Genomic DNA, 16805 nt, shown 5'->3' with positions numbered 1-16805 from the left:
GTTTCCGGGTAGAATGCTCGTTCGCATGCGGCCATGAGGGCTGCACGGGCGACTCACGGGGCCGCCCTCCATCCCTTTAGTGTGGAAGATCCTGCCGATATGTTTGCGCCTTTGTTAAAGAAACTTTTTGGAAGCAAGAACGAGCGTGAAGTCAAACGCATGCTCAAGACGGTGCAGCTCGTCAATGCCTTCGAAGAGCAAATGGTGGCCCTTTCGGACGATCAATTGCGCGCCAAGACCAATGAGTTCAAGGCCCGTATCGCCAAAGGGGAATCCCTCGACAAGCTGTTGCCTGAAGCCTTTGCGGTCGCCCGTGAAGCCGGCAAGCGCGTCATGGGCATGCGCCACTTCGACGTCCAGTTGATCGGCGGCATGACCTTGCATGAAGGCATGATTGCCGAAATGCGTACCGGTGAGGGTAAAACCCTCGTAGCGACCCTGGGCGTTTACCTCAACGCGCTGTCCGGCAAGGGCGTGCACGTTGTAACCGTGAACGACTACCTGGCCCGCCGTGACGCCAACTGGATGCGTCCGCTGTATGAATTCCTCGGCCTGACCGTCGGCGTCGTGACGCCGTTCCAGCCGCCGGAAGAGAAGCGCGCCGCCTACGCTGCCGACATCACCTACGGTACCAACAACGAATTCGGGTTCGACTACCTGCGCGACAACATGGCGTTCAGCATGGAAGAGAAATTCCAGCGCGAACTCAATTTTGCCGTGATCGACGAAGTCGACTCCATCCTCATCGACGAAGCCCGTACCCCGCTGATCATTTCCGGTCAGGCCGAGGACAGTTCCAAGCTGTACATGGAGATCAACAAACTGATCCCGCAGCTGGAACTGCACGTCGAAGAAGTCGAAGGCCAGGTCACCAAGGCCGGTCACTACACCATCGACGAGAAGACCCGTCAGGTCGAACTCAACGAAGCCGGTCACCAGTACATCGAAGAAATGCTCACCGGCGTCGGCCTGCTGGCTGAAGGCGAGAGCCTGTACTCGGCGCATAACCTGGGCCTGCTGACCCACGTCTATTCGGGTCTGCGTGCGCACAAGCTGTTCCACCGCAACGTCGAATACATCGTGCAGGACGGTCAGGTCGTACTGGTCGACGAACACACCGGTCGTACCATGCCGGGTCGTCGTCTGTCCGAAGGCCTGCACCAGGCCATCGAAGCCAAGGAAGGTCTGAACATTCAGGCCGAGAGCCAGACCCTGGCCTCGACCACGTTCCAGAACTACTTCCGTCTGTACACCAAGCTGTCCGGCATGACCGGTACCGCCGACACCGAAGCGTTCGAATTCCACCAGATCTATGGCCTGCAGGTCATGGTGATTCCGCCGAACAAGCCGTTGGCGCGTAAAGATTTCAACGACCTGGTGTTCCTGACCGCCGAAGAGAAATACGCGGCGATCATCAACGACATCAAGGAAGGTATGGCCCAGGGCCGTCCGATCCTGGTGGGCACCGCGACCATCGAAACTTCCGAGCATGTGTCCAACCTGCTCAACAAGGAAGGCATCGAACACAAGGTGCTGAACGCCAAGTTCCACGAAAAAGAAGCCGAGATCATCGCGCAAGCCGGTCGTCCGGGCGCCCTGACCATCGCCACCAACATGGCCGGTCGTGGTACCGACATCCTGTTGGGCGGTAACTGGGAAGTGGAAGTCGCGGCGCTGGAAAACCCGAGCCCCGAGCAGATCGCCCAGATCAAGGCCGACTGGCAGAAGCGTCACCAGCAGGTGCTGGAGTCCGGCGGTCTGCAGGTGATCGCCTCCGAGCGTCACGAATCCCGTCGTATCGACAACCAGTTGCGTGGCCGTGCCGGTCGTCAGGGTGATGCCGGTTCCAGCCGCTTCTACCTGTCGCTGGAAGACAGCCTGATGCGCATCTTCGCCTCCGATCGGGTGAAGAACTTCATGAAAGCCCTGGGCATGCAGCCGGGCGAAGCGATCGAGCACCGCATGGTGACCAACGCGATCGAGAAGGCGCAGCGCAAGGTGGAAGGTCGCAACTTCGACATCCGCAAGCAACTGCTCGAGTTCGACGACGTCAACAACGAACAGCGTAAAGTGATCTATCACATGCGTAATACGTTGCTGGCCGCCGACAACATCGGTGAAACCATCGCCGATTTCCGTCAGGACGTGCTCAACGCCACCGTCAGCGCGCACATTCCGCCGCAATCGCTGCCAGAGCAGTGGGACGTGGCCGGTCTGGAAGCGTCGATTGCCAGCGACTTCGGGGTGAAACTGCCGATCCAGCAATGGCTCGACGAAGACGATCACCTGTACGAAGAGACCCTGCGCGAGAAGCTGATGGTCGAGCTGATGGCAGCGTACAACGAGAAAGAAGATCAGGCCGGTGCCGAAGCACTGCGCTCGTTCGAGAAACAAATCGTTCTGCGCGTGCTCGACGATCTGTGGAAAGACCACCTGTCGACCATGGATCACCTGCGTCACGGCATCCACCTGCGTGGCTACGCTCAGAAGAACCCGAAGCAGGAATACAAGCGCGAGTCGTTCACGCTGTTCTCCGAGCTGCTGGATTCGATCAAGCGCGACTCGATCCGTGTGCTGTCGCACGTTCAGGTGCGCCGCGAAGATCCGGAAGCCGAAGAGCAACGCCTGCGTGAGGAAGCCGAAGCACTGGCCGCGCGCATGCAGTTCGAACACGCCGAGGCCCCTGGTCTGGAGCAGCCGGAAGTATTGGGTGAAGAGGTCGATGTCGCCCTCGCCACCGCGCCGGTGCGCAACGAGCAGAAGCTGGGTCGCAACGAACTGTGCTACTGCGGTTCGGGCAAGAAATTCAAGCATTGCCACGGGCAGATCCAGTAACCCCCGTTTCAATCGCTGAAATACCCGCGCCGCGACCGGCTCCTGCCGTCGCGGCGTTTTGCCATTTACACCACCGCCATCCCTGTGAGCGGTGCTGACATCATTGAGTAAGGAGCGCATTCATGGCTGTTGGTCTTGGTCCTTTGCCAACGTTGCACCCGGTTGCCGGTTTTGAACTCGGTATTGCCTCGGCCGGCATCAAGCGCCCTGGGCGCAAGGATGTGGTAGTGATGCGCTGCGCCGAAGGTTCGACCGTGGCCGGTGTGTTCACGTTGAACGCCTTTTGCGCCGCGCCGGTGATCCTGGCGAAAAAACGCGTGCACAACGACGTGCGTTACCTGCTGACCAACACCGGCAATGCCAACGCCGGTACCGGTGAGCCGGGCCTGGCGGCTGCCGAGCGCACCACGGCGAAACTGGCCGAGCTGACCGGTGTCGATGCCAGCCAGATCCTGCCGTACTCCACCGGCGTGATCGGTGAGCCGCTGCCGGTCGAGAAGATCGAAGGCGCGCTGCAGGCCGCACTGGATGATCTGTCGGAAAACAACTGGGAAGCTGCCGCCACCGGCATCATGACCACCGACACCCTGCCCAAGGGTGCCAGCCGCCAGTTCCAGCATGATGGCGTGACCATTACCGTCACCGGCATCAGCAAAGGTGCAGGCATGATTCGCCCGAACATGGCGACCATGCTCGGCTACATCGCCACCGATGCCAAAGTTTCCCGCGACGTACTGCACAACCTGATGCTCGACGGCGCGAACAAGTCCTTCAACCGCATCACCATCGACGGCGACACTTCGACCAACGACTGCTGCATGCTGATTGCCACCGGCAAGGCTGCACTGCCGGAAATCACTCGCGCCGAAGGCGAGCTGTTCAACAAGCTGAAACAGGCGGTGTTCGAAGTGTGCATGGACGTGGCCCAGGCCATCGTGCGTGACGGCGAGGGCGCGACCAAGTTCGTCACTGTTGAAGTCAACGGCGGCGGCAATCATCAGGAATGCCTCGACGTCGGCTATACCGTGGCCCACTCGCCGCTGATCAAGACCGCGCTGTTTGCTTCCGACCCGAACTGGGGCCGTATTCTGGCCGCTGTCGGCCGTGCCGGCGTGCCGAATCTGGATGTGAGCAAGATCGACGTGTTCCTCGGCGACGTGTGCATCGCCAGCCGTGGCGCACGCGCAGCGACCTACACTGAGGCACAGGGTTCGGCGGTGATGCAGCAGGAAGAGATCACCATCCGTATCGAACTGGGTCGCGGTGATTGCAGCGAAACCATCTGGACCACCGACCTGTCGCATGAGTACGTGAAGATCAACGCCGAATACCGCACCTGATCCAAAGGGTGAGGGTGGGCTGCCGACCTCTTCGCGGGCAAGCCCGCTCCCACAGGGTTCTGTGGTGTACACGAGATTTGTGCACGACCGAAACTACTGTGGGAGCGGGCTTGCCCGCGAAAGCGTCGGCCCAGTCACTACAAGTCTTGAAGCTTTCCACTGACGAAAAGGCGCCACACCATGTCCCTGCACCTGATCATCGGCGACAAACTGCTTTCCTCCTGGTCCCTGCGCGCCGCTCTGGCGCTGGAGCTGACCGGCGCACCCTACAGCGAAGAACTGATCAAACTCGGCAAGCCCGACACCCGCGAGAAGCTGCTCAAGCATTCGCCGACCGCCAAGGTGCCGCTGCTGCAAACTTCTCGCGGCACCATCGCCGACTCTCTGGCGATCGCCGAATACCTGGCCGAGCAGTTCCCGTCCGAACAGCTCTGGCCAACCGACCTGTTCGCCCGTGCCCAGGCGCGGTCCGCCTGCGCGCAGATGCACAGTGGCTTTTTCGCCATGCGCAATCACATGCCGTTCAACCTGAGCCACGACGCCCCGCTCAACCCGGTGCCGCCAGAGGTGAAGGTCGATATCGAACGCATGCTCGCGCTGTGGGCTGAATGCCGTGCTGCCGCCACGGAGCCTGGGCCGTATCTGTTTGGCCGGGTGAGCCTGGCTGACGCGTTCTTCGCCCCGATTGCCGTGCGCCTGCGGACTTACCAGGTGCAGTTGCCGGCGGTTGATGAAGCCTATGTTGAAACCGTCTACCAATGGCCCGCCTTCAAGGCGTGGCAAAAGGCTGGACTGGAGGAGTTGAATCCGTGAAACGTGTACACGTCGCGGCTGCCGTCATTCGTGACGACAGCGGCAAAATCCTCATCGCCCGTCGTGCCGACACCCAGCATCAGGGCGGCTTGTGGGAATTTCCCGGCGGCAAGGTCGAGGCTGACGAATCGGTCGAAAGCGCCTTGGCGCGCGAGCTGCAGGAAGAGCTGGGCATTGTCGTTGGCGCCGCTCGTCCACTGATCAAGGTGCGCCACGATTACCCGGACAAGCAGGTACTGCTGGATGTCTGGGAAGTGTCTCAGTTCACCGGTGAGCCGCACGGTGCCGAAGGTCAGCCACTGGCCTGGGTGACCGCCAAGGATCTGCTGAACTACGAGTTCCCGGCGGCCAATCAGCCGATCGTGGCCGCGGCGCGTCTGCCCGGCGAATACCTGATCACCCCGGACGATCTGGAAGCCCCGGCCTTGCTGCGCGGCATTCAGAAGGCGATTGCCGGCGGGATCAAACTGATCCAGTTGCGCGCGCCGAACGGCTATGACCCCAAATACCGCGATCTGGCGGTGGATGCAGCCGGTCTGTGTGCCGGCAAGGCGCAGTTGATGATCAAGGGGCCGTTCGAATGGCTCGGCGATTTCCCGTCGGCCGGTTGGCACATCACCGCCGCGCAACTGCGCAAATACGCCGCAGCAGGGCGACCGTTGCCGGCCGAGCGCTGGTTGGCGGCGTCCTGCCATAACGCTGAAGAACTGGCGCTGGCCGAGCAGATGGGCGTGGATTTCGTCACCCTGTCGCCGGTTCAACCAACCTTGACCCATCCGGATGCGCAGCCGTTGGGCTGGGAGCAGGCTGCGGCGTTGATCGAGGGCTTTGGCAAGCCAGTGTTCTTGCTCGGCGGGGTTGGCCCGGCGGAGCGCGAGAAGGCATGGAGTGTCGGGGCGCAGGGTGTGGCGGGGATTCGCGCATTCTGGCCAGAAGCTTGATTATGTTGTGAGGCTGCTGGCCTCTTCGCGAGCAAGCCCGCTCCCACAGTTGACTGCATTCCAACTGGATGAATGCAATCAACTGTGGGAGCGGGCTTGCTCGCGAAGGCGTCCGTTCAGGCGCTAGATTTCTGAAGGTTTCGCAGCAGGCTGCCACAAAATCTCCGCAATCCCCTGCCGCCGCGCAATCAACCTTGCGGCGACGAACAACAGATCCGACAACCGATTGATATACGCCAAACCAACCCCGACCAACGGCTCAATTGCATTCAAATGCTGACAACGGCGCTCGGCACTGCGCGCCAGACTGCGGCACACGTGGGCCTGGGCAATCAGCATCGACCCACCGGGCAGAATGAAATTCTCCAGCGGCCCCAATTCCTCGTTCCACACATCGATCGCCGCTTCCAGGCGCTCGATTTCTGCCGTGTTCAGCGCCTGATATTCCGGCATCGCCAGCTCTCCGCCGAGGTCAAACAACCGATGCTGACAGGGGGCGAGCACGTCGATCAGTTCATTCAATCCCGGGAACGCCTCGCGCTCGGCGATCAACCCGGCCAGCAGCACACCGACCTGACTGTTCAGTGTGTCGACTTCGCCAATCGCTTCGATCCGCGGGTGATCCTTGGGGACGCGGCGGCCATCGCCCAGGCCGGTTTCGCCGGTGTCGCCGGTGCGGGTGTAGATCTTCGACAAGCGAAAGCCCATGGGTTACCTCGGTAGTTGATTGGTTTCGGCGGCGATGGCCGCCGGTTGGGTCAGTGGCAGGCGCAAGGTGAAGCAGGTGCCCTGGCCCGGCGCGGATTGCACTTCCATCTGGCCTTTGTGGTTGTTGGTGATGATGAAGTACGACACCGACAGCCCCAGCCCTGTGCCCTGGCCGATTTCCTTGGTGGTGAAGAACGGCTCGAAGGTGCGCTTGCGCACGCTCTCGCTCATGCCGATGCCGTTGTCCTCGACCTGGATCTCGGCCCATGGCGGGTTCAGTTTGGTGCGCAAAATGATCCGCCCCGGCTCGCTGTCGTCTTCGCGCTGGTGAATGGCTTGCGCGGCGTTTTTCAGCAGGTTGAGCAGCACTTGTTCCAGTTCGTTGGCGGTGCCCGGAACCGGGCCGAGCGCCGGGTCGAACTGGCGGATGATCGCCTGGCCCTTGAAGTCGAAACCGATCGCCAGATCGAAGTCGTTGCCGGCAATTTCCACCGCTTGATCGATCAGCGCGGGCAGATCGCACGGGGCCATTTGCCGGGTGCTGCGCCGGCTGAAACTGAGCATGTGCGTGACGATTTTTGCCGCGCGGGCGCCGGCCTGCTGAATACCGTCGAGCAGTTTCGGTACTTCGCGGCTTTGCAGGTAACGGTTGACGGTGTCCAGTTCGATGCCGAGCTGTTCGGCGGTTTCGAGGTTCTTCGGCAGATCCGCCGACAGCCGCCGGCGAATGTTCTGCACGTTGTGCAGGATCGCGCCCAGCGGGTTGTTGATCTCATGGGCCATGCCGGCGGCGAGGCCACCGACCGAGAGCATCTTCTCCGACTGCACCATCATTTCTTCCAGCGACAGGCGCTGGGTGATGTCGTCGATACGGATCACCACACCGCGCCCGGCGCCGCCCATCAGCGGATAAAAGGTCAGGGCGTAGTGCTTGGGTTCGTCATCCTTGAACCAGGTCACCCGTTCGATCTTCGCCACGGTGTGCTCTTCGACCGTTTGCTTGAGTTGTGGCAGAAACGGCTTGAGCGGTTCGAAGGCGAGGAAGATCGGTTGGTTCAGCGCCTCATCCAGGCGCGTTCCGGAAAGGGCGCTGGCCTCCTGGTTCCACTGGGTCACGTAGAGCTGTTCGTCGAGAGCGATCAGCGCCGAGGGCATGGAGTCGATGATGCTGTTGAGGTAGTTCTGGAAGCCGGTGAGCTTCTTCTCGATCTTGCTCCGAACCTGGACTTCCAGTTCCAGTTTGCGGTTGGTGTGGCGGGTTTCCTCGGCCAGCCCCTGAGCCTGATCGTAAGCTGCCTGCGAGTCATCGCGGGCCCGCTTGAGCTGCTGTTCGCGAGCCTCGATGCGCGAGAGCATGGTGTTGAACGCCTCGGCGAGGCTGCCGATTTCATCGTGGTTGCCGCGTGAGGCACGCAGGGCATAGTTCTCTTCGCGAGTGACCTGACGCGAGAGCTCTTCCAGCTCATGGATCGGGCGGGTGATCAGGCGTTTGATCTGCCGCGCAATCACCAGCCACAGCAGCACACTGAAAATCAGGATGCCGAGACTGGCAGTCAGGGTGCCGGTGTAGAACGCCATCGGCAGTTCACTGCTGGCGACCAGCAGCAAGTGCCCGGGCGCGGTGCTGGGACGGGGCAGAGTGATCAACTGATTGCTGCGAAACTCGGTGAGTTGCCAGGCTTCGATGTGCCGATAGCGTTCCGGCAGATTGAGCTTGTCGCCACGCTGCACCTGGGCGATGCGGTCACCCTTGCCGTCATACAACGCCGCCGCGCGCAGCGGCGAATAGCTGTCGAGTTCCTTGAGCAGGCGTTCGGCGCTTTGTGGCGACTCGAGGGCTTGTGCGACCAGGCTCGGGTTGGAGATCAGCCGGCCGATGGTCTGCAAAGCTTGCGGCGCCATGCTTTCCTGGGAGATGTAATAGGCGGCGCTGATAAAGGTCAGGTTGGCGACCAGCAGGACGGTGGTCAACAACACCAGCAGGGCGGCCAGCAGTTTCTGGCCGACCGGCAGGTTTTCAAGGCGCTGGCGCAATGGCATCAGGTTTATCGCAGCAAAGGAACAAGTGGGCAGCGTAGCCGCTGCTCAGTCGCTGGGCAATCCAAGGCTGTGCAGATGAGCGATCAGACGCTGCTGCAATTGATTGAGGTGTGGCAGGTTCAACTGGTGACGGGTGGCGACTTTGCAGGCGTGGCCCAGCAGGTAACTGATTTCGGTGCGGCGCTGGTTCGCCACGTCCTGATACATCGACGAGTAGTTGGCTGCGGTGGCGTGGATCACCCGCTCGACTTCCTGTTGCAGATTGACCGCGGCTGCCGGTTGACCGCAACGCTCCAGCAATTCGGCAAGCTCCGCACACAACGTGGCGACTTCGCATTGATGCTGCTCCAGCCCGCCGTTACGGCAATCATGGAGCACAGTCAGTGGATTGATCGCGCAATTGAGCGCCAGTTTGCGCCACAGCCGGGTGAGGATGTCAGTGCTCCATTCGTGGGGTATTTTTGCTGCGTCCAGATCGTCCAGCCAGATTGGCGCTACCGGATGGCTGGCATCACCCAGCCAGGTGAAACCGTGGCCGGCAAACACCACGCGCCAGTCGCCGTCGCGGAACGCGCCTTCGGTGCTGGAGGCGCTGATGCAGCGTGCCTGCGGAACCACCGCTGCGACCGCGTCCTGACTGCCGAGGCCGTTTTGCAGCAGGATCAGCTCGGCATCTGCGCTCAGGCGCGGGGCGAGGCGGGCGACGGCGCTTTCGGCGTCATAGGCTTTGCAGGCGACCAGCAGGCGGCGGATCGGCTCCGGGTCGTCCGCCGTTTGCGCGGGGACGGCATAGGTCGTGGCTGCGCCGTGTTCGACCAGCGTCAGGCCGCCGGCCACCTGATAGCTGCGCAAGCGCTCGGCATCACGCACGATCAGCCGCACCGGCAGCCCGGCCCGCGCCAGACGGGTGGCCCACAGGGTGCCGAGGCTACCGGCGCCGAGAACGTGCCAGGGGGTGGACATCAGTTTTTCACTCGGTAAGGTACTGGCATGCAAGGCTCGCCGTATCGGTGGGAAAAGACCCGTTATAATGAGCCGGATTTTAACCGCAAGCCAAGCGCGCTCCATCCTCATCGAGCGCGCCTTTTTATTGGAGAGACTACATGCCGTCGTTCGACGTGGTATCCGAACTGGACAAACACGAGCTGACCAACGCGGTCGAGAACGCCGTGAAGGAACTCGATCGTCGCTATGACCTGAAAGGCAAGGGCAGCTTCGAGTTCAAGGAAAAGGACCTGACCGTCAACCTGACCGCTGAAGCCGGGTTCCAGCTGGAAGCGATGATCGAGATCCTGAAGCTGGCCCTGACCAAGCGCAAGATCGATGTGCAGTGCCTTGAAGTAAAAGACGCTTACGCCTCGGGCAAGCTGATGAAGCAGGACGCGATCCTCAAGGAAGGCATCGACAAGGAGCTGGCGAAGAAGATCGTCGCTCACATCAAGGACGCCAAGCTCAAGGTGCAGGCCGCCATTCAGGGCGAGCAGGTGCGGGTGACCGGCAAGAAGCGCGATGACCTGCAGGAAGCCATCGCGGCTCTGCGCGCCAAGGAATTCGGCATGCCACTGCAGTTCAACAACTTCCGCGACTAAGTCCGGTCAGATGGCTGTGGGAGCGGGCTTGCTCGCGAAAGCGCTGTGTCAGGCAACTCATTGTTGAATGACATACCGCTTTCGCGAGCAAGCCCGCTCCCACTTTTTATATGTGTACAGCCCGGGTAGCCGGAAATCAGGAGATGGAAGATGGATTTGAATGCTGAGGTAGACAACCTGGTCAAGGCGTCCCAGGCGTGGATTCCGATGATCATGGAATACGGCAGCCGCGTGCTGCTGGCGGTGATTACCCTGGCCATTGGCTGGTGGCTGATCAACAAGGTCACGCAAAAACTCGGCGGTCTGCTGGCCCTGCGCAATGCCGACCTGGCGCTGCAAGGCTTCATCAGCAGCCTGGCGAACATCATCCTCAAGGTGCTGCTGATTGTCAGCGTCGCCTCGATGATCGGCGTGGAAACCACCTCGTTCGTGGCCGCGATTGGTGCTGCCGGCCTGGCCATCGGTCTGGCGTTGCAGGGCAGCCTGGCGAACTTCGCCGGCGGCGTGCTGATTCTGCTGTTCCGTCCGTTCCGTATCGGTGACTGGATCGAAGCGCAAGGTGTGGCGGGTACTGTCGACAGCATCCAGATTTTCCACACCGTGCTGCGTACCGGTGACAACAAGACCATCATCGTCCCGAACGGCAATCTGTCGAACGGCATCATCACCAACACCAACCGTCAGCCAACCCGCAAAGTGGTGTTTGACGTGGGTGTGGATTACGAAGCTGATCTGCAAAAGGCCCGTCAGGTGCTGCTGGATCTGGCCAAGGATGAGCGCGTATTGCAGGACCCTGCGCCACAAGCGGTCATTTCGACGTTGGGTGACAGTTCGATCACTGTTTCCCTGCGTGTGTGGGTTAAAACTGCAGACTATTGGGACGTGATGTTCATGTTTAACGAACAGTCGCGTGACCGTTTGAAAACTGCCGGTATTGATATTCCGTTTCCACAGCGGGTTATTCGAGTAGTTCAGGAATCGGCTGTTCAGTAATACCACTGATACTTGGCCTCGCGGTCAGTTAATGAGTGGACTAACCCAAGAGCTGTCCGCACTCTTGGGTTTTTTATGTCTGATCTAGATGTTCGTTGGCTAATAAGTAGCTAGCTACTATTGTTTGTACGGTCAGAAACAGGAAGGCAGGGCAAACTTGATTCATAAAAAAACCGCTCACCTGAGTCAGGTGAGCGGTTCTTGTTAGAGCAAAGCTCTACAGTACGTCAGCTGCATATCCCGATTAGAGGATGTTCAGTGGGTACTCGACGATCAGACGGGTGTCGTTGTTGTCAGACGCGTAGCCGCTGTACGCGCCGTTCGAACGGTACATGGCGTAACGCAGACGGAACGACAGATCCTTGGCTGGACCTTCCTGGATCACGTACTTGGACTCGGCGTTCCACTCGTTTTCTTTACCTTCACCCAGACCGTTGGTCTTGATGTTGTCACCCTTCACGTAGCGGGTCATGAAGCTCAGGCCAGGAACGCCATAAGTCTTCATGTTCAGGTCGTAACGAGCTTGCCAGGAGCGTTCTTCACGGCCCACGAAGTCGGAGATCTGAATGGAGTTGGCAACGAAGATGGTGCTGTTGCCGTCAACGCCATAGTAGTAGGCATTGTCGCCGCTGGAGCGCTGGTGAGCGATGGTGAACTTGTGCGCGCCGAGGCTGTAGGCTGCTGCCAGGGACCACAGTTTGTTGTCTACGCCACGGGTGTCGTTGTCAGGGGTTTCGTCGCCAATGGCGCTGACCAGGTTGCCACGCTTCTCGCCTTCGGTTTTATAACCGTTGAAGTCGAAGTTCAGCGACTGGTCTTCGGCGATAGGCAGGGTGTAGTTCAGATTGATGTATTGCTTCTTGAAGTACTGGTCGGCATCCGAAGCGGCCAATGCACCGGTGAAATTGTCGGTGAAGGCATAGCTGGCGCCGAAGATGTTGATGCTGGTCAGGCCCTTGCCACCGTTGCCGTTCTCATCAGGCAGGCCGCCGATGCTGTCGCGGCCCATGCCGGTTTGCTTGCTCAGGGCGGTGAAGCGACCTGCGCTCAGTTCCAGGCCTTTGATCTCTTTGGAAGTGATCAAGGTACCGGTAGCCACTTCTGGCAACAGACGACTGTCGTCAGTGGCGAAGACCGGGCTGGCAACGAATTGCTGACCGTATTTCAGCACAGTGTCGGAAACGCGGAATTTGACAGCGCCGCCGATCTTGCCTTGGGATTTCTCTTCGTTGCCGTCGCTATCAATCGCGAACAGGCCGTTACCACGACGACCCGAGCCACCGTCCAGCTTGACCGAACCCATGGCCATGGCGTCGAGACCGAAACCTACGGTGCCTTGAGTGAAGCCCGATTCGTAGGTCAGCAGTTGGCTGACACCGGTGTCCTGGCGATAGCCGCTTTCAAAACCCGGGGTGCCGTCTTTCTTTGCAACGTTACCGGCACCATTTTTGTAATCGCGGTTCATGTATTCCATACGAGTCTTCAGTTTCAGACTCTGGTCTTCCAGGAACCCTTTGGCGTCATCCTGCGAAGATGCCATTGCGAACTGCGAGGTGCCTGCTGCAACAGCCAGGGCGATCATGCTCCACTTCATCACGCGCATCGTGATTTGCTCCTTTGGTTTTTAGAAGAGTACTGCCGTCCCACCTGTTTTATTATCTGGGCGGCTCTTTCTTTTTGTGTCGGCGCAAACTTATATCACGCCGACAATGTTGGCGATACTTGCTAATCCAACCTTTCACCTTCTTTACGACGCTGTCGCAGATGGCTTTGTAGATGTCGCAAATTCACAGTACCGATGCAATCGGATCGACAACTTTCTCGCTGTTTTTCTAGCCTTTTGCATCGCTAAAAAAGAGTCCCTGGCAAAACACTTGAATCTCCATCGGGCAACCCTGCCACTGTTTTTGTTGGGCCTAAGGCTCCCACTTCCCGTGGTGCGCTTATAGTCCATATGGGTACGAATGCAACAAGCGTGCACAAACCGCTTTCTCTATGCGGTTATTTTTCTGAACACTCGTCACTCGCTGTAAAAACCTCATAAATACTGGGCCTCAAGCCCTTCTTTATCAGGGCTTGACGCCATCCCTTGCTTGGTGTTGTCGAGCAGGTTCGTGCGCGCGACAACGAAAAACGTTACCGGTTCACCCCGCCGGTGAGTATTCGGCGGATGCCCGACGCACTGAGCGTAGACGCGCTGTGCGGTTTTGGTGCAAAAATTTTTCCAGTTGTTCCGGATTCATACAGTTTGAGCGGGAGCAGGGGATGAACGCTTTGGGCTTTTCTGGTCATTTCATTGTGCTGCACCGCGCAGTCGGTTCCGTCATGGTGCGTGCCGCCCGAAAATGTCGCATGCAGGAGCGTTGAGCAATGTCTGTCCTGGCACGCTCATCGTGAAGCCCGGCGCATTCGCAGGTATGCTGCCTGCCTGTCGCTTGGCGTCATGCCTGTCTAGATGGCCGCTAAGCTGAATTGTGTAGATCAGCCGGGAGTGCACGCAGTGTTTGCTTTAGATTCACGACTTCAACAGGACACCCTGACCATCGGCGATTTCCCGCTCTGCCGGCTGCTGCTGTCCAACGATGCCAATTACCCGTGGTTCATCCTGGTGCCTCGTCGCGACGATATCAGCGAGTTGTTTCAGTTGGATGTCGCCGACCAGCAGCAGTTGTGGCAGGAAACCACGGCGCTGGCCGAGTTGCTCAAGGACTTGTTCGATGCCGACAAGCTGAACGTCGCGACGCTGGGCAACGTTGTCAGCCAGTTGCATATGCATGTGATCGTGCGCAAGCGTGACGATGCGGCATGGCCGGCGCCGGTCTGGGGCAAACACCCGGCCAAACCCTACAGCGCCGAGCAGGTCGCGAGCATTCGTGAGCGGCTGCGTCTGGTGCTGACCGAACACTTCACGTTTCTGGAGGGTTGAACCATGAACCTTGAAGAACGCGTCACCGATCTGGAAAGCCGTCTGGCTTTTCAGGATGACACCATTCAGGCGTTGAACGACGAACTGGTGGCGCAGCAGCGGGTGATCGAGCGCTTGCAACTGCAAATGGCGGCGTTGCTCAAGCGTCAGGAGGAGATGGTCGGGCAGTTCGATTCTTTCGAGGAAGAGGCGCCACCACCGCATTACTGATGCCAACACCTTTATGCAGGCGTAAAAAAACCGCGAGCAGCCTGGCTGTTCGCGGTTTTTTATTGCCTTGGATCAGCGACGCGGCAGGGCGGCGATCACGTCCTCGGCTTGCAGGCCTTTATCCCGGTTCATCACCGAGAACTCAACGCGCTGGCCTTCGACCAGTACGCGGTGGCCTTCGCCACGGATTGCACGAAAGTGCACGAAAATATCATCGCCGGAATCCCGGGAGATAAAGCCGAAGCCTTTGGACGTGTTGAACCACTTGACGGTACCGGTATCGCGGTTGCTCATGTCATAGGTGACAGGTGCGGCAGCCGGTGAAGATTTGTAGAAGCTCACGGCCAAGTGCACAACCACGGCAACCAGAGCGATCACCAGGCTGAACAACACCGCCGGTTGACCGGCGATGACTGGCATCGGTGCGATCAGGGTCAGGGTTTGCAGGACGACAGTCAGCACGAGAAGAGCGCTGACCAGATTTTGCAGATGCTGGCGCGGGCCTTTGTTCCAGTAAGGAATCACTGGAGCGATGACCAGATTCAGCAGGCCGAAAAAGGCCAGGTAAAGTGCATCGGGTTGTTGCAGGTAAGGAACGGCTTCGGATTTCAAGCTAGGTATGAACGACAGCAGCAAGGCCGCTGCGCCCATTAGCAGGTGGACGATTTTCAACATTTTGATTGGCTCACGTTATGACGGCTCACAAGGAAGAGCTGAAGGCGCACGGTTCGCTTCGGAACAATAAAGAGGCGTTGGACACGTGCCCGGCATCAGCCTATGCGCGACACCCCCGAAAAATGGGGCGTAGCGACACACTGCCTATTTAACAGCAAAGCCTGCAGCTACTCAAATTACCCCGGCCAGCGGCACGTGCCCGGTCGATTTGTCGCATGGCGAGTGAAGATTGTCGGCTGCGAGGTGGCGGCTGCCTTGCTAGAGTGGGTCTGCACCTGTTGGATGAATTCAATCGCCTTAGGGGGTAAACATGGCAATCGATATCGGTATCAGTGAAGAAGATCGCAAGTCCATCGTCGAGGGGCTGTCGCGGCTGCTGTCGGACACCTACGTGCTGTATCTGAAAACCCATAACTTCCACTGGAACGTCACAGGTCCGATGTTCAGGACCCTGCATCTGATGTTCGAAGAGCAATACAACGAGCTGGCGCTGGCGGTGGATCTGATCGCCGAGCGTATCCGCGCTCTGGGTTTTCCTGCGCCGGGTGCCTACGCGACTTACGCGCGTCTCTCCTCTATTAAAGAAGAAGTCGGGGTGCCAAGTGCCGAGGACATGATCAAGCAGTTGGTCGACGGCCAGGAAGCGGTCACTCGCACCGCTCGCGGCATCTTCCCGCTGTTGGACAAGGTCAGTGACGAGCCGACGGCCGACTTGCTGACCCAGCGCATGCAGGTGCATGAGAAAACCGCGTGGATGTTGCGCGCGTTGCTCGAGGCCTGATAGTCCGGTGCGCGGACGTCCGCAGGTGTGGATGTCCGCATACTGTTTCAAATCTTACTGAACATGTCGGCTTATCCTACGCTGCTGGGCAACTAGTCGTCTGGCGCTGACTTTGCGTCTGCGTTTTTATGAAGGCACAGGATGTTGTCTTTATAAAAGCAGCGATGACGAAGGAGTGTCAGCGATATGGTAGGTGGAGACAGGCGATGCGAGCACGTCGGTTCGCAACGGGAAATGAAGGTCGATCCGTTTGTCAGCGATTTCGATTTTGAGCTGATCCGGCCGCTGGCCAGATCAGTGCGTTTGAACGGCTTTGCCACTTGCTTGAGGCTCGAGCAGGTTTACTGGAACATTCTTGGTGACATGGCCGGGCACAACGGCTGTTCGGTCAGCACGCTGCTGTCACATGTGGACCGCGAAGTGCACCTGCGCCACGGCGGGGTGAAAAACTTCAGTGGTCTGGTACGGGTGGTGTGCGTGATGAATGGCCTGCGCGATACCCCGGCGGCCGTCATGCCCTGAACGGGCAATACTTGAAATGACGTGGCGGGCTGTGCAGTCTTACGGCTGCACAGCCCGCATTTAATGGATATAATCCCGCTCTTTCGCCGCAAAGCCCTGCGCGCGGTGGCAATCTGATCGCCGAGACACCCCCATGCCGATGTACGATTATCAATGTGCTTCCTGTGGTCATCAGTTGGAAGCCATTCAAAAGATCAGCGAGGCACCGCTGGTCGACTGCCCTGCCTGTCAGGCGCCAGAGCTCAAGAAACAGCTGTCCATGCCGGGTTTTCGCCTCAGCGGCAGCGGTTGGTACGAAACCGATTTCAAGACCGGAGCCAAGAAGAATCTGGCCGGTGGCGACAAATCTGACTAGGGTTCAGGCCCAGGTCGAACGACACGCGTGAGATTCTGCAGTGCTTGAGTGCGACGGGATCTCCACCGAATTTCGAA

16 protein-coding genes are annotated in these 16805 nt (G+C 59.2%); 11 read left to right on the top strand and 5 right to left on the bottom strand.

Annotated elements, in window-relative coordinates:
• Positions 1-99 precede the first annotated feature (99 nt).
• From secA to ACOYXI_RS12860, 4 genes are all read left to right on the top strand, one after another.
• On the top strand, positions 100-2835 hold the full coding sequence (gene secA / locus ACOYXI_RS12875; RefSeq protein WP_027612522.1) for a preprotein translocase subunit SecA: 2736 nt from the start codon (positions 100-102) through the stop codon (positions 2833-2835).
• Positions 2836-2957: 122 nt separating this feature from the next.
• Entirely contained in the window at positions 2958-4175 is a 1218-nt protein-coding gene (gene argJ, locus ACOYXI_RS12870) for a bifunctional glutamate N-acetyltransferase/amino-acid acetyltransferase ArgJ (RefSeq protein WP_096795097.1), read from the top strand.
• 180 nt (positions 4176-4355) lie between these two features.
• A complete protein-coding gene (locus ACOYXI_RS12865; protein WP_098965281.1) occupies positions 4356-4988 on the top strand; it encodes a glutathione S-transferase family protein in 633 nt (210 codons plus the stop codon).
• A complete protein-coding gene (locus ACOYXI_RS12860; protein ID WP_098965280.1) occupies positions 4985-5929 on the top strand; it encodes a Nudix family hydrolase in 945 nt (314 codons plus the stop codon). The genes ACOYXI_RS12865 and ACOYXI_RS12860 overlap by 4 nt, the downstream gene beginning before the upstream one ends.
• A 123-nt stretch (positions 5930-6052) precedes the next feature.
• Here ACOYXI_RS12860 and ACOYXI_RS12855 read toward each other — a convergent pair whose 3' ends face one another.
• From ACOYXI_RS12855 to ACOYXI_RS12845, 3 genes are read right to left on the bottom strand one after another with little or no spacing between them, the layout of a single operon-like run.
• On the bottom strand, positions 6053-6637 hold the full coding sequence (locus tag ACOYXI_RS12855; RefSeq protein WP_223007791.1) for a cob(I)yrinic acid a,c-diamide adenosyltransferase: 585 nt from the start codon (positions 6635-6637) through the stop codon (positions 6053-6055).
• A 3-nt stretch (positions 6638-6640) separates the two neighbouring features.
• On the bottom strand, positions 6641-8677 hold the full coding sequence (locus ACOYXI_RS12850) for a sensor histidine kinase (RefSeq protein WP_461674914.1): 2037 nt from the start codon (positions 8675-8677) through the stop codon (positions 6641-6643).
• A gap of 45 nt (positions 8678-8722) precedes the next feature.
• Positions 8723-9640, bottom strand: coding sequence for a putative 2-dehydropantoate 2-reductase (locus tag ACOYXI_RS12845; RefSeq protein WP_461674913.1), 918 nt, complete (start codon positions 9638-9640; stop codon positions 8723-8725).
• 140 nt (positions 9641-9780) lie between these two features.
• Between ACOYXI_RS12845 and ACOYXI_RS12840 the strand changes: the two genes are divergently transcribed.
• The gene (locus ACOYXI_RS12840) at positions 9781-10266 is read left to right on the top strand and encodes a YajQ family cyclic di-GMP-binding protein (protein WP_003227548.1); all 486 of its coding nucleotides are present in this window, start codon (positions 9781-9783) and stop codon (positions 10264-10266) included.
• 150 nt (positions 10267-10416) lie between these two features.
• Positions 10417-11259, top strand: a complete 843-nt coding sequence (locus tag ACOYXI_RS12835; RefSeq protein WP_027612528.1) for a mechanosensitive ion channel family protein — start codon at positions 10417-10419, stop codon at positions 11257-11259.
• A gap of 244 nt (positions 11260-11503) precedes the next feature.
• Here ACOYXI_RS12835 and ACOYXI_RS12830 read toward each other — a convergent pair whose 3' ends face one another.
• Positions 11504-12862: an OprD family porin gene (locus tag ACOYXI_RS12830; RefSeq protein ID WP_098965276.1), complete on the bottom strand. Its 1359-nt coding sequence runs from the start codon at positions 12860-12862 to the stop codon at positions 11504-11506.
• Between the two features lie 897 nt (positions 12863-13759).
• Between ACOYXI_RS12830 and ACOYXI_RS12825 the strand changes: the two genes are divergently transcribed.
• Positions 13760-14185, top strand: coding sequence for an HIT family protein (locus ACOYXI_RS12825; protein WP_027612530.1), 426 nt, complete (start codon positions 13760-13762; stop codon positions 14183-14185).
• A 3-nt stretch (positions 14186-14188) separates the two neighbouring features.
• The gene (locus ACOYXI_RS12820) at positions 14189-14395 is read left to right on the top strand and encodes a SlyX family protein (protein ID WP_007962092.1); all 207 of its coding nucleotides are present in this window, start codon (positions 14189-14191) and stop codon (positions 14393-14395) included.
• A gap of 72 nt (positions 14396-14467) precedes the next feature.
• Here ACOYXI_RS12820 and ACOYXI_RS12815 read toward each other — a convergent pair whose 3' ends face one another.
• Positions 14468-15070 (bottom strand): cold-shock protein, encoded by a 603-nt coding sequence (locus ACOYXI_RS12815; RefSeq protein ID WP_134787184.1) that lies wholly within the window; start codon positions 15068-15070, stop codon positions 14468-14470.
• Positions 15071-15380: 310 nt separating this feature from the next.
• Here ACOYXI_RS12815 and ACOYXI_RS12810 point away from each other — a divergent pair, with 310 nt between their 5' ends.
• The 3 genes from ACOYXI_RS12810 to ACOYXI_RS12800 all read left to right on the top strand — a co-directional run bounded on the left by ACOYXI_RS12810 (position 15381) and on the right by ACOYXI_RS12800 (position 16728).
• Positions 15381-15851, top strand: a complete 471-nt coding sequence (locus ACOYXI_RS12810) for a Dps family protein (RefSeq protein WP_007912745.1) — start codon at positions 15381-15383, stop codon at positions 15849-15851.
• A 186-nt stretch (positions 15852-16037) separates the two neighbouring features.
• Positions 16038-16373, top strand: a complete 336-nt coding sequence (locus ACOYXI_RS12805; RefSeq protein WP_027612532.1) for a ribbon-helix-helix domain-containing protein — start codon at positions 16038-16040, stop codon at positions 16371-16373.
• A gap of 133 nt (positions 16374-16506) precedes the next feature.
• Positions 16507-16728: an FmdB family zinc ribbon protein gene (locus ACOYXI_RS12800; RefSeq protein ID WP_003227532.1), complete on the top strand. Its 222-nt coding sequence runs from the start codon at positions 16507-16509 to the stop codon at positions 16726-16728.
• The last annotated feature ends 77 nt before the right edge of the window (positions 16729-16805 follow it).

It is taken from the genome of Pseudomonas sp. G3-19 (assembly GCF_054855875.1).
This window is presented reverse-complemented; position numbering and strand designations above follow the sequence as displayed.

Excerpts from the sequence above, each read along its gene's own strand:
- secA (WP_027612522.1), top strand. The coding sequence starts at position 100 with ATGTTTGCGCCTTTGTTAAAGAAACTTTTTGGAAGCAAGAACGAGCGT.
- argJ (WP_096795097.1), top strand. The coding sequence starts at position 2,958 with ATGGCTGTTGGTCTTGGTCCTTTGCCAACGTTGCACCCGGTTGCCGGT.
- ACOYXI_RS12865 (WP_098965281.1), top strand. The coding sequence starts at position 4,356 with ATGTCCCTGCACCTGATCATCGGCGACAAACTGCTTTCCTCCTGGTCC.
- ACOYXI_RS12855 (WP_223007791.1), bottom strand. The coding sequence starts at position 6,637 with ATGGGCTTTCGCTTGTCGAAGATCTACACCCGCACCGGCGACACCGGC.
- ACOYXI_RS12850 (WP_461674914.1), bottom strand. The coding sequence starts at position 8,677 with ATGCCATTGCGCCAGCGCCTTGAAAACCTGCCGGTCGGCCAGAAACTG.
- ACOYXI_RS12845 (WP_461674913.1), bottom strand. The coding sequence starts at position 9,640 with ATGTCCACCCCCTGGCACGTTCTCGGCGCCGGTAGCCTCGGCACCCTG.
- ACOYXI_RS12840 (WP_003227548.1), top strand. The coding sequence starts at position 9,781 with ATGCCGTCGTTCGACGTGGTATCCGAACTGGACAAACACGAGCTGACC.
- ACOYXI_RS12835 (WP_027612528.1), top strand. The coding sequence starts at position 10,417 with ATGGATTTGAATGCTGAGGTAGACAACCTGGTCAAGGCGTCCCAGGCG.
- ACOYXI_RS12830 (WP_098965276.1), bottom strand. The coding sequence starts at position 12,862 with ATGCGCGTGATGAAGTGGAGCATGATCGCCCTGGCTGTTGCAGCAGGC.
- ACOYXI_RS12820 (WP_007962092.1), top strand. The coding sequence starts at position 14,189 with ATGAACCTTGAAGAACGCGTCACCGATCTGGAAAGCCGTCTGGCTTTT.
- ACOYXI_RS12815 (WP_134787184.1), bottom strand. The coding sequence starts at position 15,070 with ATGTTGAAAATCGTCCACCTGCTAATGGGCGCAGCGGCCTTGCTGCTG.
- ACOYXI_RS12810 (WP_007912745.1), top strand. The coding sequence starts at position 15,381 with ATGGCAATCGATATCGGTATCAGTGAAGAAGATCGCAAGTCCATCGTC.
- ACOYXI_RS12805 (WP_027612532.1), top strand. The coding sequence starts at position 16,038 with ATGGTAGGTGGAGACAGGCGATGCGAGCACGTCGGTTCGCAACGGGAA.
- ACOYXI_RS12800 (WP_003227532.1), top strand. The coding sequence starts at position 16,507 with ATGCCGATGTACGATTATCAATGTGCTTCCTGTGGTCATCAGTTGGAA.